This window comes from Rothia sp. HMSC064F07 (assembly GCF_001837265.1).
GTDB classification, from domain to species: Bacteria; Actinomycetota; Actinomycetes; order Actinomycetales; family Micrococcaceae; genus Rothia; species Rothia mucilaginosa.
Map to the genome: position 1 here is coordinate 1,333,314 of NZ_KV831926.1, position 13,883 is coordinate 1,347,196.

The following is a 13,883-nucleotide window of genomic DNA, read 5'->3' on the forward strand; positions in this document are numbered from 1 at the left end:
GAACCGGGCACCGGCTTTACGTGTACGAGAGGCGAGCTGGCAGGGCAAGCCAACAACCTGGAACCCTAGAGTCAGGCAAGCTAACCCGAGAAGGTAACCACGTACCAAGAAGCATCTATCTCAACCAACCCGAGGGATAGGCGACCTAGAGGGCGTACCGGACACGCGACGGGGCTCCATCCTCAAAGCGGCTGGGTTCTTTGAAGGTTAAGGCGCCGAAGAGGGGGCACTCCCCCGCGAGCGTTGTCCGGTACGCCATCTCAAACAACTAACCCACAGGCTAGCGGGTCACCGGCACCTTGGAGAATTCGCGCACGGTACCTTCGGGGTCGCCGGAGCGTACCAGTGCTTCACCGATGAGGACCGCATCGGCGCCCGCACCAGCGTAGGCACGTACGTCCTCGATGCTGGAGACACCGGACTCAGCAACCTTAATAACCGAGTTGGGCAGGTGCGCTGCGAGGGATGCGTAGTGTTCGTTGTTGACTTCGAGGGTCTTGAGGTTGCGCACGTTGATGCCCACGATTTTCGCGCCGATGCGCTGGGCGACCTCGATTTCTTCGGGGGTGTGGGTTTCGACGAGGGCGTTCATGCCGAGCGATTCGGTGAGTTCGAGGAACTCGCGGAGGGTCTGCTCGTCGAGGGCCGCCACAATCAGCAGAACCAGGTCGGCGCCGTGTGCGCGTGCCTCCCAGATCTGGTATTCGTCGACGGTGAAGTCCTTACGCAGCACGGGGATGTTCACGGCGGCGCGGACTGCGTCGAGGTCGGCGAGGGAGCCGTTGAAGCGGCGCTGTTCGGTGAGCACGGAGATCGCTGCGGCGCCACCTGCCTCGTAGCGTGCGGCGAGCGCGGCAGGGTCCGGGATTTCTCCGAGCGCACCCTTGGAGGGTGAAGAGCGCTTCACCTCGGAAATGATGCGTGCGGTCGTGCCGTTGCCGCCGCCGGGTACTTCACCGCGTAGGGAGGCGAGCGCGTCGCGGGCGGGTGCGGCTGCGAGGGCGCGCTTCTTCATTTCTTCGAGGGGAACCTGCTGTACGCGGGCGGCGAGGTCTTCGCGGACGCCGACGATGATCTCGTCGAGAACGGTGCTCATGGTGTCTCCTTGGGTTACTTGGTGGCGTTGACGGCTGCGTCTGCGTCCAGGGGTGCCAGGCCGGAGGCGGTCAGCACGGCGCGTAGCGGGGCGGCGGACTTGTTGACGGTTTCGAGGGTTTCGGAGTCCGGGTTGGAGTCCATGACGAGGCCCGCACCTGCCTGCACGTAGGCGGTGCCTTCCTTGAGGACGGCGGTGCGGATGGCGATTGCCATGTCCATGTTGCCGGCGAAGTCGAAGTAGCCGCATACGCCGCCGTAGACGCCGCGGCGGGTCGGTTCGTATTCGTCGATGAGCTGCATGGCGCGCGGCTTGGGCGCGCCGGAGAGGGTGCCCGCCGGGAAGGCGACGCGCAGCACGTCGTAGGCGCTGAACTGCGGGTCGAGTTCGGCGCTGACGGCGGAGGAAATGTGCATGATGTGGCTGAATCGCTCAATGATCATGAACTGGTCAACGGACACGGTGCCGGGCTTGGCGATGCGTGAGAGGTCGTTGCGTGCCAGGTCGACGAGCATGAGGTGTTCGGAGCGTTCCTTTTCGTCGGCGAGCAGTTCCTCGGCGAGTGCGAGGTCTTCTTCGCGGGTTGCGCCGCGCGGGCGGGAACCGGCGATGGGGTGGGTGCTGGCGATGCCGTCCTTGAGGGTGACGAGTGCCTCCGGGGAGGAGCCGACAATGTGGAAGGGGGTGCCGTTGCTGTCTTCGAAGTTGAAGAGGTACATGTACGGCGAGGGGTTGGACTGGCGCAGTACACGGTACACGTCGAGTGCCTTGGCGTTGGTTTCGGCTTCGAATCGGCGTGAGAGCACGATCTGGAAGACGTCGCCGTCGATGATGTTCTTCTTGGAGCGGTCGATGGCGTCCTTGAAGCCCTGTTCGCTCCAGGTGAGGGTGACGTCTTCGCGGACCTTACGGTCAACGTCTGCCACGCCGGAGAGAGTGGAGGTGGTTGCGGCGGCGCCGCGCTGCAGGCGGCGGAGCATGCTGTGCAGGCGCGCGATGGCATCCTCGTAGGCGCCGTCAACGTTTTCGCTGGTGCCGTTGAAGTTGATGGCGTTGGCGACGAGCAGGACGGTGCCGTCCTTGTTGTCGTGAATTGCCATGTCGGAGACCATGTTGAGCGCGAATTCGGGCAGGTTCACGTCGTCGGCGGGCGGGAAGGGCAGGTGCTCCCAGTGGCGTACGACGTCCCAGCCGAGGTAACCAACCAAGCCGGAGGTGAGCGGCGGCAGGGTCGGGTCGGGTTCGGTGTAGAGCATCTGCAGGGTCTTTGCGATGGCCTCTACGGGGTCGCCGTCGACGGGTGCGCCGGCGGGGGTGCGGCCCTGCCAGTGGACTGCGCCGTCAACGGTGGTGAGGGTGGAGCGGGAGGATGCGCCGATGAAGGAGTAGCGGTCCCAGGCTGCGGATTCGCCTTCTGCGGAGATTTTGGCGGATTCGAGCAGGAAGGTGCCGTGGGCTGCTTCGACGGGTTCGCCCTGGTCGTTTTGGAGTACGAGGGATCGGTAGATGCCGATGGGGGTGAGTGAGTCGGCGAGGATTTTGATGTGTACGGGAATGACGCGGGTGCCGGCTGCGCGGGCGCGGAATTCTTCGAGGCTGGGGGTGATGGTGCCCAAATCCTGCATTGCTGTACTCCTTGGTGTTGGGTTGGGAGCGCGTCAGTGCGCTGTGTCCCTTAGCTGCCGCGCGGGGTTTTTACCGGTGCATGGGGTATTACCGGTATATGGGGGTACCGGGACATATATGCCGGTGTGTATCTCTCTGGCGCATACATGCCAGATCCGTAGACGCCCGATAATGCCTGATAAAGCCCGGTAAGCCCGGTGCGCGGGTTGTTTCAGTTTAACCGGTGCTGCGACCCAGTTCCACGGTGAAGATCCAATAGTTCTCTTCGTGGAACTGAGCCGCGTACCGTTCAGCCGTGTTAGTTGCTGAACTGCTTGAGGGTTGCTGCGGTCTGCAGTGCCGCTGCGGTCGCCTCGTAGCCCTTGTCTTCGTTGGAGCCTTCCAGGCCTGCACGGTCGAGTGCCTGCTGCTCGTTGTCGCAGGTGAGCACGCCGAAGCCGATGGGGCGGCCGGTCAGCACGGACACGTCGGTCAGGCCGTTGGTTGCGCCCTGGCAGACGTAGTCGAAGTGGGGGGTGCCGCCGCGGATGACCACGCCGAGCGCGACGATTGCGTCGAACTTCTCAGCGAGACGGGTTGCTGCGACGGGCAGCTCGAAGGTGCCGGGAACGCGCACGAGGGTCGGCTCGATGCCTGCGTCGCGTGCTGCACGCTGCGCGCCGTCGATGAGGCCATCCATGACCTGGGTGTGCCAGCTTGCCGCTACGATTGCGAGCTTGAAGCCCTTGTAGTCTTCGGGGTTGAGGGTGGTGTCTGCTGCGCCTACGCCGCTCATTGTGTTCTCCTTGTGGGTTTTGGGGTTTTGAAAAATTAGGGGTTTGCAGGGGTGCCGCTACGCGCTTTTGAGCACGTGGCGCATGCGCTCACGCTTGGTCTGCAGGTAGTGTGCGTTCTCAACTCGGGCGGGAATTTCGTCCGGGATAAGTTCGGTGACCTGCAGGCCGAGGCTTTCGAGCGCCTCCTGCTTGGCGGGGTTATTGGTCACGAGCCTCAGCTCGTTCACACCGAGTTCCTGCAGGATCAGTGCCGCCTGCGAGTAGTCGCGCATGTCGCCATCCAGGCCGAGCGCCAGGTTCGCGTCGAGGGTGTCGAGCCCGGCATCCTGCAGCGCGTAGGCGCGGAGCTTATTGACCAGGCCGATGCCGCGTCCTTCGTGGTTGCGCACGTAGATGAGGTACCCGCCGGTGCGGCCAATGATGCGCAGGCCGTTCTCCAGCTGGGGGCCGCAATCGCATCGGAAGGAACCGAAAATGTCGCCGGTGGCGCATTCGGAGTGGATGCGTACCGCGGGCACTCCCCCGTCCTCGGCGGGTACGGGGGTGCCGTCACGGTCGAGGGCTCGGGCGCTGATGTGTTCGGCGCCGTCCGCGAATCGCCAGGCGCGCAATCCGAACAGGCCCTGCGGGGTGGGTACGGCGACCTCTTCGGTGCTTTCGACCAGCAGCGGGCTGGGGTTGGGCACCATGTCGAGGGGGCTGACTCGGTAGCCTTCAGCGAGCTGGGAGGCGATGCGCAGGGATTCGGCGCTGAGCTCTTCAGCCTGCGCCTCAACCGGCTCGACCAGGGTGCCCGGCTCTGCCAAGGTGACAGCTGCGGGAGTACCTGGCGTTGCCTGGGTGTTAGGGGTTTCGCTCATGCGTTCTCCTACGCCTTAGCTACGTACTTGATGAGGTCTTCGATAGAAATCATGGGCAGGTTGTGCTCGGTGGCGAAGGCGCGTAGGGCGTCGAAACGCATCATGGAGCCGTCGTCGTGCACGACCTCGGCGATAACACCCACGCCGGACAGGCCCGCCGCGCGGGAGAGTTCCACTGCGGCTTCGGTGTGGCCGGGGCGCTCCGCCACGCCGCCGTCAACGGCGCGCAACGGGAAGATGTGGCCCGGGCGGGTGATATCAGCCGGGGTGGAGGAAGCGTCCGCGAGGATCTGCACGGTGCGTGCGCGATCTGCCGCGGAAATGCCGGTGCTCACGCCGGATGCCGCATCGCAGGAGACGGTGTATGCGGTGCCCTTGGGGTCTTCGTTGTTGGTGACCATGGGCGGCAGGTTCATCTCATCGGCACGCTTGTTGCTCAGGGGTGCGCAGACCACGCCGGAGGTGTAGCGAATCATGAAGCCCATCAGCTCGGGGGTTGCGTGCTCGGCGGCGAAGATGATGTCGCCTTCGTTTTCGCGGTCTTCGTCGTCAACGACGACCACGGCGCGACCTGCAGCGATAGCGTCCACTGCGGTCTGCACGCTGTCGAGGACGCTTGCGGCGTCGGCGCGACGCGGCGCAACCTGCTCACCGGAGTGCGCAGAGTCAGCCTGAGGCACGCCTGCGAACGCGGTCAGACGCTGCACGTACTTAGCGAGCGCATCGGTCTCAAGGTTCACGCTGTCGCCAACCTTGAGGGCACCGAGGTTGGTTGCCTTCAGGGTTTCGGGGATCAGGCCGACCTCGAACCATGCGGGGCTTTCGCCGGGCTCAGAAACGGCGGTGACGGTCAGGGACACGCCAGAAACAGCGATGGAGCCCTTCTCAGCGAGCAGGGGTGCAAGTTCGGTGGGCAGGTTGAAGCGCAGGGTGCTCCACGCCTCGTGCGCGGTGACGGATGCGAGGGTGCCCACCGCATCCACGTGGCCCTGCACGACGTGACCGTCGAGGCGGCCACCGGCGGGCAGGCAGCGTTCCAGGTTGACGGTGTCGCCGGGGTTCAGGTTGCCGAGGTTGGTGCGGCGCAGAGTCTCACCCATCGCGTAGGCGCGGAACTGGCCGGGCTGCAGCTGGTCGAGGTCGATAGCGGTGAGGCATACACCGTTGACGGCGAGGGATCCGCCGTGTTCGAGGTCGGCGACGATGTCACCGGCGTTGAGGGTCAGGTAGGCTGAGTCGCTACCTTCGATGGGGGTGATGGATTCTACGGTGCCGAGGGCGCCAATGATTCCGGTAAACATGTGTGCTTTCCTTTTCTCGCCGTGTCCGCCGGGGCGTCGTCGTTGAGGGCGACGGGCGGCGATGGTTTGTTCGTCGGTATAACTATACGTATTTTTCGAATATTCCCCGTGACGGGGAGCTTTTGTGCCAGTATGCGAACCAGCCGGCATGAATTAGCCGGGCGCCGGCGGGGGTCCTTGAGGTACTACTCCCCCGCCCGCGCTCAGCCGAAGGGAGACTAGCCCAAGCGGAGGCTAGTCCAGCCACGACTAGTCCAGCCGCGGCTAATCTAATCTCGGTTCGGGCGCGTGGCAGGCGTCCAGCTTCGGCAGGGTACGCCGCTCACCCGGTTCCTGCGCCGTTCCGCGAGGTGCCGGCACCAGGTGCGTTGCGGTGTCATTACCGAGCACGCGCACCGCCGGGAACATGCCCAGATCGTCCAGTTGCAGGCGCGGTGCCTGCGCGAGGGTGTCCACGAGCAGACGGTACACGGCGCTCTTGCCCTGCCCCATGATCATGGGGGCGCGGTACCAGACCATCTCGTCGATGAGGTCTTCACCGGCGAAGAGGCCGACCATGCCGGGGCCGCCCTCAATCATGAGGTGCCGCACCCCGCGGGCGTACAGCTCATCGAGCAGTTCACGCGGGTCGTGGGTGAAGACCTGCAGGAAGTTCTGCGGATCCGCCTCCACACCTTCGGGCGGGTTGAGACCGCGCACGCGGTAGTTCTCGGTAATCTCGGTTTTGCCCATGACCACGCGCAGCGGCTGCTTCTCGAAGCGTTCCCCGTTGGCGTCGCGCGCGTCCAGGGTGGGGTCGTCCATGAGGGTGGTTCGGGTGCCGATCATGACGGCGTCGGCGCGGTGACGGATTAGGTGCCCGTCAATGCGCGCGGCGGGGCCGGTAATCCACTTGCTCGTGCCATCAGCTGCCGCAATGAACCCGTCCAGGGTGGAGGCGCTCTTTGCGGTAATGAAGGGGCGGCGTTCAGCGGCGGCAATGAACCAGCGCTCGTTCAGCAGGTAGGATGCGTTCGCGAACTCCTCCATGGCGTGCACGGTGACGCCCTGCGAGCGCAGGTAGGCGGCGCCTCCGGCGGCGTTTTCGGTGTCGTCGCTGTAGGCGTAGTAGAGTTCGCTAATGCCCGCCTCGGCGACGGCGTGGGAGCAGGGGCCGGTGCGTCCGGTGTGGTTGCAGGGCTCCAGACTCACGTACATGCGGGCACCGGTGAGGTCGGTTCCCGCGGCTCGGGCGGCGGCGAGGGCGTCGGCTTCGGCGTGCGGGGTGCCTGCGCCTCGGTGGTAGCCCACGTGCAGCAGGTGCCCGTGATCGTCAGTGATGACGGCGCCGACGAGCGGGTTTGCGCCGCGGATACCCTGGCGTGCCGCCTGCAGTGCCAGGGTCATGGCCTCTGCGTGGCTGAGCTCCTGCTCGGGGTCGGGCAGCTGGAGGGTGCGTGCGGCGGGCAGACCGGCGAGGTGACCGTACTCCGCGGCGGAGTAGTCCACATCGTTGCGCGGCGAAGATACGCTCGGGGCAACAGTTGCGGGCAGGTGTGCGCTCGCCAGCACCTGCAGCGAGGGGTTCTGCGGCATTTATGCACGACCCTTCTTCACGTCGGTTACCTCAACGGTCACGTCGGGGAACTGGGTCTGCACCTGGGTCTTCTGCGCCTCCAGGTTGCGGGTGCGCCACCAGACGAAGAAGCCGACCAGGGTGAAGCATCCGTAGAACACGTACATGAAGGAGGTCGCGTAGTAGCCTGCGCTCCACAGCAGCGGCACGCCGACCAGGTCGACGGCAACCCAGATGAGCCAGAATTCAACCCAGCCGCGCGCCATGCCGTAGGTGGCGAGTAGCGAGCCGGTGAAGATCCAGGCGTCGGACCAGACCGGTTCGTAGGAGCCGAGGGCGCGGAAGATGGGGGTGAGCAGCAGGGTGCCCGCGACCATGGCGACAATCAGGCCTGCGCGTTCGGTGTTGGTAGCCCACTTGGGGATCACCGCGGCACCTTCGGAGGCGTCACCACCGGCGGCGCGGGTGGCGCGCCAACGGTGCCAACCCCAGATGGACACGGCAATGAACATGATTTGGCGGCCTGCCTGGCCGAGCATGGTGACGGGGCGCGGGCTGCCGACGAGGGCGCCCAGGAAGACGGTGAGGAGCAGCAGGTTGCCGAGAATGCCGACGGGCCACGCCCATACTTTGCGTCGCATGCCGCCGAGCGCCGATGCTAGGCCGAATGCGTTTCCGAGAACTTCGCGCACGAGGAGGGACTGGTCCCCCACGTGAATTTGTGCGTCGAAGAGCCACCGCAAGATGTCCATTGTTTCTTTCCTCTCTGAGTTGGACCGTGTGTCGGATGCGCTGTGTGCGCATCTGCGGCGGCTCCGGGGAGAGGAACAGAAAAGGGCGGCTACTGCGGGCATCTTATGGGGTGCCCGGTATCCGTGGTGAGGCGGGAGCGGCGATTCAGCCAACCGTAGCTGAAAACCGCAGCTGACACCAGCCGGCTGCGGTCGAGGGGAATAACGTACCGGCACCTACGAAAGATGCCTCTCCCCTGTCTCACAAAAAGCCGTCTCGCAGAAAACCGCTGCGCTCTCGAGCAACAGTTTTTCTAGCAACAGTTTTCTCAAGTAACTGCTTTGGTGCACCCTGCACGTTATCCCGGTTTTCGGGAGGTGCGGTGGAGTGCGCTCCTGCCTTTTTCTGCTCGTGCTACCTTCCATCCAGACTGTACTGTCGGCACCGGATTTTCACCGGTTCGGCCTCTCTTGCGGGCGGGCTTCTCTAGCGGAGTCTTGGCATCCTGTGCGGATGCGAAGATTCGTACGATTTTTACCTGCTTGCGAGAGCGGTTCGCGGGCTGTGACCGCCGGTTCGGAATTTCACCGACCCCGGAGCACGATGTCGATACTGATTATGCCACAGCGCACGCCGGGGGTTTAATTTGTTTTCTCTGGGATAACTTCCGTGACAAGATGACGTTTTATGACTGTACTCTCGGTGCGTCTTCAAGCCCCTCTCAACAAGCCCCTGCGGCAGCCACTTGCGGGACCGTTTTGGACCCGATTCTTCAATTTTCGGGAATGATTTATCACGGTTTCATAACGGTGGAGAGCGCCAAACAGACCAAAGAGTTATGAGGGCCTCCAGGGGGTTACTCAGAGCATATTGAACACTCGTCAATACCTTTATGACAAGGAATTATAACAATAAGGTTAAATTATTGGTTTAAGGTTTACTCCAGGGGTGATTTAAGGTTATTCTTATCTACAGGAGCTCCCATCACCGATAAACCGGTTCCGTTGAGAGCAACATGATTCGGACCATCCGAGCACTCACATCAAACCCTTAAGCTTCTGCCATTTGAAGCTGGAAAACTGGCCCGCGGACTGCATTCCTGAGGATGGTTTTCACGCAACATCTGCGCGTACTGGATTGCGCAGTATTGCGGCACACGATGTTGATGTGCTTCACCATCGGGAGGCAACCACACCGAATTGTTTTCTCAACGGAACCGGCGTGGGAGCTCTTCCGAATAAACTTCCGGAAGATCGCATGGCGTGCGCCTTTGTATATCTGTACGAGGGGGCGTTGTGTGTGTCAAACGGTCATAAGCTCCCGTTCTTCTGTCGTCGCCTACCGTGGTGCGCGATGGAGGTTACGGGAACCTTGCGGGATGGTTGATCCCGCGCGCTCTGCATTGTCTTGTGGAGTGTGGTGTGTTTGGGTGGCGTATTCGCAGTGCCGGAGCGAATACGCCACCCGTTTTTAACCTGTGAAACCCTGCCCACCCCAAACTCAGGTGAGCTGCACACGAAACTCAGCCCCAGACCAGCCTCATATACCCCAGACTGAGGCAAGCTGACCCGAGAAGCTAACCGCCTACCAATCCCTATCTCAACCAACCCGAGGGGTAGGCGACCTAGAGGGCGTACCGGACACGCGAAGCGGGGGCTCCGTCCTCAAGGCGCCCCCAGGCGCCGAAGAGGGGGCACTCCCCCGCGAGCATGAACCGGTACAACCTCTCCAAACAACTAACCCACGGGTAAAACTTCATACGCAAACAGGGTCGCCTACGATAGATGTCTATCGCAGGCGACCCTGTACGTATCAAAACCGGTGAGGGTGCGTCGGGAATGCGTAGCGGGGGCTCCGTCCTCAAGGCGCCCCAGCGCCGCAGAGGGGGCACTCCCCCGCTAACATTGTCCGACGTGCCCTTACCTATAAGGCTGCCGAAGAGTTTTTAGTCCTCTACGGAACGGAATGCTACAACCGCGTTGTGACCGCCGAAACCGAAGGAGTTCGACAGTGCCACGATCTCGCCGGCGGGCAGCTCGCGTGCCTCGGTCACCACATCCAGGTCAATCTGGGGGTCCTTGTTGTCCAGGTTGATGGTGCAGGGTGCGGTGCGGTGGTGCAGTGCCAGTACGGTGAGTACGGCTTCGAGTGCGCCCGCGCCGCCGAGCAGGTGGCCGGTCATGGACTTGGTTGCGGAGACGGCAATGTTCTTGGTGTGCTCGCCGAAGGTTTCGTGCATTGCGGTTGCTTCGGGCAGGTCACCGGCGGGGGTGCTGGTGGCGTGCGCGTTGATGTGCACGACGGTCTTCGGGTCGATGTTGCCGTCTTCGAGGGCTTCGCGCAGTGCGCGGGTTGCGCCGAGTGCTGCGGGGTCCGGTGCGGTGATGTGGTAGGAGTCGGCGGATACGCCGGTGCCTGCCAGTTCCGCGTAGACGCGTGCGCCGCGTGCCTTGGCGTGCTCTTCGGATTCGAGGATGAGCGCTGCTGCGCCTTCACCCATGACGAAGCCGTCGCGGTCGACGTCGTAGGGGCGGGATGCTTTTTCGGGTTCGTCGTTGCGGGAGGAGAGTGCCTGCATCTTGGCGAATGCTGCCATGGGAAGCGGGTGGATTGCCGCTTCGGCGCCGCCGACGATGACGACGTCTGCCTTGCCGCTGCGGATCATTTCAGCACCGAGCTGCATGGCTTCGGTGGAGGATGCGCATGCGGAGACGACGGTCTGTGCTGCGGCGCGTGCCTTGAGGTTCATGGAGACGGCTGCTGCGTTGCCGTTGGGCATGAGCATGGGAACGGTCATGGGGAGGACGCGGCGGGGGCCCTTTTCGCGGAGGGTGTCCCATGCGTCGAGGAGGGTCCACACGCCACCGATGCCGGTGCCGAAGGCTACGCCGGTGCGTTCGGGGTCGACTTCTTCTGCGGAGTCGGCGTCGGGGCCGGAGAACCCTGCGTCTTCCCATGCTTCGCGTGCGGCGATGAGGGCGAGCTGGCCCGAGGGATCCAGGCGCTTTGCTTCTACCTTGGTGAGGCGGCCGGATTCGAGGGCGGGCACGGCGAGCTGGCCTGCAATGTATACGGGCAGGTCGTATTCCTTGACCCAGGGGTGGTCGAGGGTGGATACACCAGATACGCCCTTGGTTGCGTTTTCCCAGGTGGTGGGGACGTCGCCGCCAATGGGGGTGGTCGCGCCGAGGCCGGTCACCAGCACTTTTCGAGACATTGTGGCACTTTCTCTTCGGTGGTCGATTTGGTGGTTTATCCGGTGGTGTGTGGATAAAAACCTGTTGGACCCGGGGTTTACAGTGGGCGTTTTCACGCCGTGGAGAGTGCAGTCATCGCACCCTGTGTGTTCCCGGGGGTATGTTGGATTGAAAGCTGAGTGAATAGCGATGCGGCGCGGGCCGGTGAGAGCCCGCGCCGCCTCGTTATTGGTTATAGCTTAGGCAGCGTTCGCGATGAACTCGACTGCGTCGCCAACGGTCTTGAGGTTCTGGACCTCTTCGTCCGGGATGGTCACCTCGAACTTCTCCTCAGCGTTCACGACGATGGTCATCATCGAGATGGAGTCGATGTCCAGGTCCTCGGTGAAGGACTTGTCCAGCTGAACGTCCTCAACCTCAACGCCGGTCTCTTCGTTAACGATCTCTGCCAGACCTGCGAGGATCTCTTCCTTGTTAGCCATTCAGGGGCTCCTTTGTTTTTTCGATGGTCATCGCACCCGCCGGATGGGGGTACGCGTGCATTACCGAGTTTATCGTGTCTGCGTGGTGTACGCATGCGTCAACTCGGAGTTTATGGAGATGCTTTCCCGCTTTCTTTTCTTTCTCGCGCACCGGCGCTGTGCCGGTCGTGAGGGGCGGGGAGCATCGGGCTCCGGGGTTTTCCTTAGGGAAGGACGACTACCTGAGCTGCGAATGCCAGGCCGGCACCGAAACCAATCTGCAGGGCGAACTTGCCGGAGAGTTCCGGGTTCTCCTTGAGCAGGCGGTGCGCGGCGAGGGGGACCGATGCGGCGGAGGTGTTACCGGCATCGACGATGTCGCGTGCCACTGCCACCGTGTCGGGAAGTTTGAGGGTCTTGACCATCTGGTCAATGATGCGGGCGTTTGCCTGGTGCGGGATGAGCGCGCCGAGCTCGTCGGGGGTGATACCGGCGGTTTCGAGTGCCTGCTTGGCGACCTTCGCCATTTCCCATACTGCCCAGCGGAAGACGGAGGGGCCGTCCTGACGCAGGGTGGGCCAGATCTTTTCGCCTTCTTCGACGGGGTTTGCGACGAAGTCGCGGTTGCGGATGTCCAGCAGGGAGTGGGTCATGCCGACGGTGCCCCAGCGGGAGCCGTCCGAACCCCATACGGTCGGGGCAATGCCGGGTTCGTCGGAGACGCCTACGACTGCTGCGCCTGCGCCGTCGCCGAGCAGGAAGGAGATGGTGCGTTCGGTGTTGTCGATGAAGTCGGAGAGCTTCTCAACGCCGATGACCAGCACGTGTTTTGCGGTGCCGGCGCGGACGAGGGCGTCTGCCTGGGCGATGCCGTAGCAGAAACCTGCACACGCTGCGGAGATGTCGTATGCGGGGCACTTGGAGCCGATTGCGTCGGCGACCAGGGTTGCCAGGGAGGGGGTTGCGTAGGGGTGCGAGATGGTCGAGATGATGACCGCCTCAATGTCCTCACCGGTTACACCGGATGCTTCGAGGGCGTCCTTGGCGGCACCGATAGCGAGGTCGGTTACCGACTGGTTTTCGCTGGCGCGGTGGCGGGTTGCGATGCCGGTGCGCTGCTTGATCCACTCGTCGGAGGAGTCGATTGCCTCAACGATGTCGTCGTTGGGGACGATGACCTCACCGCGGGCTGCGCCGTAACCGAGGATGCGGGAGTAGCGGTTGATTTCGTACTGCTTGAGGGTAGTCACGTATTCAATCCTTAGTGCTGATGCTTGCAAGGCGGTGTGTGCCTCGCAGGTCTAAAGTGCATGTCTAGTGTGAAGGGTTCCCTGTGCGGGGAGGGCGGGGTGCTCTCCCCCGGTGTTTAGCCCTTCAGAGAGGCGAGGTCCTCGGGAGTGTTGATGGAGGTGCCGGGCACGCCGCGCATCGCACGCTTTGCCAGGCCGACCAGGGTGCCCGCAGGGGCGACCTCGATAATGCCGGCGACCTCACGCTCAAGCAGGGTTGCCATGCACAGGTCCCAGCGGACGGGGCTGGTGACCTGGGAGACGAGGGTCTTGACGAACTCTTCACCGGATGCCACGGCGGAACCGTCGCGGTTGGTCAGCAGTGCGGAGGTCGGGTCGGAGACCTGCAGGGATGCGGCAAACTCTTCCAGTGCGGGCACGGCGGGTGCCATTGCCTCGGTGTGGAATGCGCCAGCAACCTTCAGGGGGATGACGCGAGCGCGTGCGGGCGGGTTCGCGGCAAATGCTTCGATGGCGGGGATGGGGCCTGCGGCTACGATCTGGCCGCCGCCGTTGGAGTTTGCTGCGACGAGGCCTGCTGCGTCGATGGCTTCGCGGACGTTTTCTTCAACGCCGCCGAGTACTGCTGCCATGCCGGTCGGGGAGGCGGCTGCCGCTTCCGCCATGCCGTTGGCGCGCACGCGCACGAAACGCATTGCGTCTTCGTCACTGAGTACGCCCGCGAGGGCTGCTGCGGTGATTTCGCCGACGGAGTGGCCCGCGAAGATGAGCTCTTCACCGTCGAGTTCGCGCAGGGCGAGGCGGCCGGTGACGATGCCTGCAGCCACGATGAGGGGCTGGGCGATTGCGGTGTCCTTGATGGTTTCTTCTTCGGCTTCGGTGCCGTAGTGAATCAGGTCAATGCCTGCCGCTTCGGAGAGTCGTTCCAGGTGCTCACGCACACCTTCAATCTCGAGCCAGGGGCTCAGGAAGCCCTTCTTCTGGGAGCCCTGTCCGGGGCAAACGAGTGCGCGCATGCGGTGCGACCTT

The 13,883-nt window shown here is 63.4% G+C and carries 11 protein-coding genes and 1 riboswitch; all 11 genes read right to left on the reverse strand.

Features of this window, described 5'->3' with window-relative positions; translation table 11 throughout:
• Nucleotides 1-280 precede the first annotated feature (280 nt).
• Nucleotides 281-1,096, reverse strand: coding sequence for an indole-3-glycerol phosphate synthase TrpC (trpC, locus tag HMPREF2712_RS07730; protein ID WP_070819672.1), 816 nt, complete (start codon nucleotides 1,094-1,096; stop codon nucleotides 281-283).
• A gap of 14 nt (nucleotides 1,097-1,110) precedes the next feature.
• Nucleotides 1,111-2,721, reverse strand: a complete 1,611-nt coding sequence (locus tag HMPREF2712_RS07735) for an anthranilate synthase component I (RefSeq protein ID WP_070819673.1) — start codon at nucleotides 2,719-2,721, stop codon at nucleotides 1,111-1,113.
• Between the two features lie 299 nt (nucleotides 2,722-3,020).
• A complete protein-coding gene (gene ribH / locus HMPREF2712_RS07740; RefSeq protein WP_005506244.1) occupies nucleotides 3,021-3,497 on the reverse strand; it encodes a 6,7-dimethyl-8-ribityllumazine synthase in 477 nt (158 codons plus the stop codon).
• 57 nt (nucleotides 3,498-3,554) lie between these two features.
• A complete protein-coding gene (locus HMPREF2712_RS07745) occupies nucleotides 3,555-4,358 on the reverse strand; it encodes a GTP cyclohydrolase II (protein ID WP_141762575.1) in 804 nt (267 codons plus the stop codon).
• An 8-nt stretch (nucleotides 4,359-4,366) separates the two neighbouring features.
• Nucleotides 4,367-5,659: a 3,4-dihydroxy-2-butanone-4-phosphate synthase gene (gene ribB, locus HMPREF2712_RS07750; RefSeq protein ID WP_070819674.1), complete on the reverse strand. Its 1,293-nt coding sequence runs from the start codon at nucleotides 5,657-5,659 to the stop codon at nucleotides 4,367-4,369.
• Nucleotides 5,660-5,923: 264 nt separating this feature from the next.
• The gene (ribD, locus tag HMPREF2712_RS07755; RefSeq protein ID WP_070819675.1) at nucleotides 5,924-7,234 is read right to left on the reverse strand and encodes a bifunctional diaminohydroxyphosphoribosylaminopyrimidine deaminase/5-amino-6-(5-phosphoribosylamino)uracil reductase RibD; all 1,311 of its coding nucleotides are present in this window, start codon (nucleotides 7,232-7,234) and stop codon (nucleotides 5,924-5,926) included.
• Nucleotides 7,235-7,966: a nicotinamide riboside transporter PnuC gene (gene pnuC, locus HMPREF2712_RS07760; RefSeq protein WP_070819676.1), complete on the reverse strand. Its 732-nt coding sequence runs from the start codon at nucleotides 7,964-7,966 to the stop codon at nucleotides 7,235-7,237.
• Nucleotides 7,967-8,353: 387 nt separating this feature from the next.
• Nucleotides 8,354-8,552, reverse strand: a riboswitch (FMN riboswitch).
• Between the two features lie 1,339 nt (nucleotides 8,553-9,891).
• Entirely contained in the window at nucleotides 9,892-11,163 is a 1,272-nt protein-coding gene (gene fabF / locus HMPREF2712_RS07765; RefSeq protein ID WP_070506485.1) for a beta-ketoacyl-ACP synthase II, read from the reverse strand.
• A 219-nt stretch (nucleotides 11,164-11,382) separates the two neighbouring features.
• Nucleotides 11,383-11,625, reverse strand: coding sequence for an acyl carrier protein (locus tag HMPREF2712_RS07770; protein ID WP_005506250.1), 243 nt, complete (start codon nucleotides 11,623-11,625; stop codon nucleotides 11,383-11,385).
• A 203-nt stretch (nucleotides 11,626-11,828) separates the two neighbouring features.
• A complete protein-coding gene (locus tag HMPREF2712_RS07775; protein WP_070819677.1) occupies nucleotides 11,829-12,854 on the reverse strand; it encodes a beta-ketoacyl-ACP synthase III in 1,026 nt (341 codons plus the stop codon).
• A 116-nt stretch (nucleotides 12,855-12,970) separates the two neighbouring features.
• On the reverse strand, nucleotides 12,971-13,870 hold the full coding sequence (locus HMPREF2712_RS07780; protein WP_005507477.1) for an ACP S-malonyltransferase: 900 nt from the start codon (nucleotides 13,868-13,870) through the stop codon (nucleotides 12,971-12,973).
• Nucleotides 13,871-13,883 lie beyond the last annotated feature (13 nt).

What these genes read in the sequence shown, in the direction of transcription:
- HMPREF2712_RS07780 (WP_005507477.1), bottom strand. Translation starts at nt 13,870, where the DNA reads ATGCGCGCACTCGTTTGCCCCGGACAGGGCTCCCAGAAGAAGGGCTTC.
- trpC (WP_070819672.1), bottom strand. Translation starts at nt 1,096, where the DNA reads ATGAGCACCGTTCTCGACGAGATCATCGTCGGCGTCCGCGAAGACCTC.
- HMPREF2712_RS07735 (WP_070819673.1), bottom strand. Translation starts at nt 2,721, where the DNA reads ATGCAGGATTTGGGCACCATCACCCCCAGCCTCGAAGAATTCCGCGCC.
- fabF (WP_070506485.1), bottom strand. Translation starts at nt 11,163, where the DNA reads ATGTCTCGAAAAGTGCTGGTGACCGGCCTCGGCGCGACCACCCCCATT.
- pnuC (WP_070819676.1), bottom strand. Translation starts at nt 7,966, where the DNA reads ATGGACATCTTGCGGTGGCTCTTCGACGCACAAATTCACGTGGGGGAC.
- ribH (WP_005506244.1), bottom strand. Translation starts at nt 3,497, where the DNA reads ATGAGCGGCGTAGGCGCAGCAGACACCACCCTCAACCCCGAAGACTAC.
- ribB (WP_070819674.1), bottom strand. Translation starts at nt 5,659, where the DNA reads ATGTTTACCGGAATCATTGGCGCCCTCGGCACCGTAGAATCCATCACC.
- ribD (WP_070819675.1), bottom strand. Translation starts at nt 7,234, where the DNA reads ATGCCGCAGAACCCCTCGCTGCAGGTGCTGGCGAGCGCACACCTGCCC.
- HMPREF2712_RS07770 (WP_005506250.1), bottom strand. Translation starts at nt 11,625, where the DNA reads ATGGCTAACAAGGAAGAGATCCTCGCAGGTCTGGCAGAGATCGTTAAC.
- HMPREF2712_RS07745 (WP_141762575.1), bottom strand. Translation starts at nt 4,358, where the DNA reads ATGAGCGAAACCCCTAACACCCAGGCAACGCCAGGTACTCCCGCAGCT.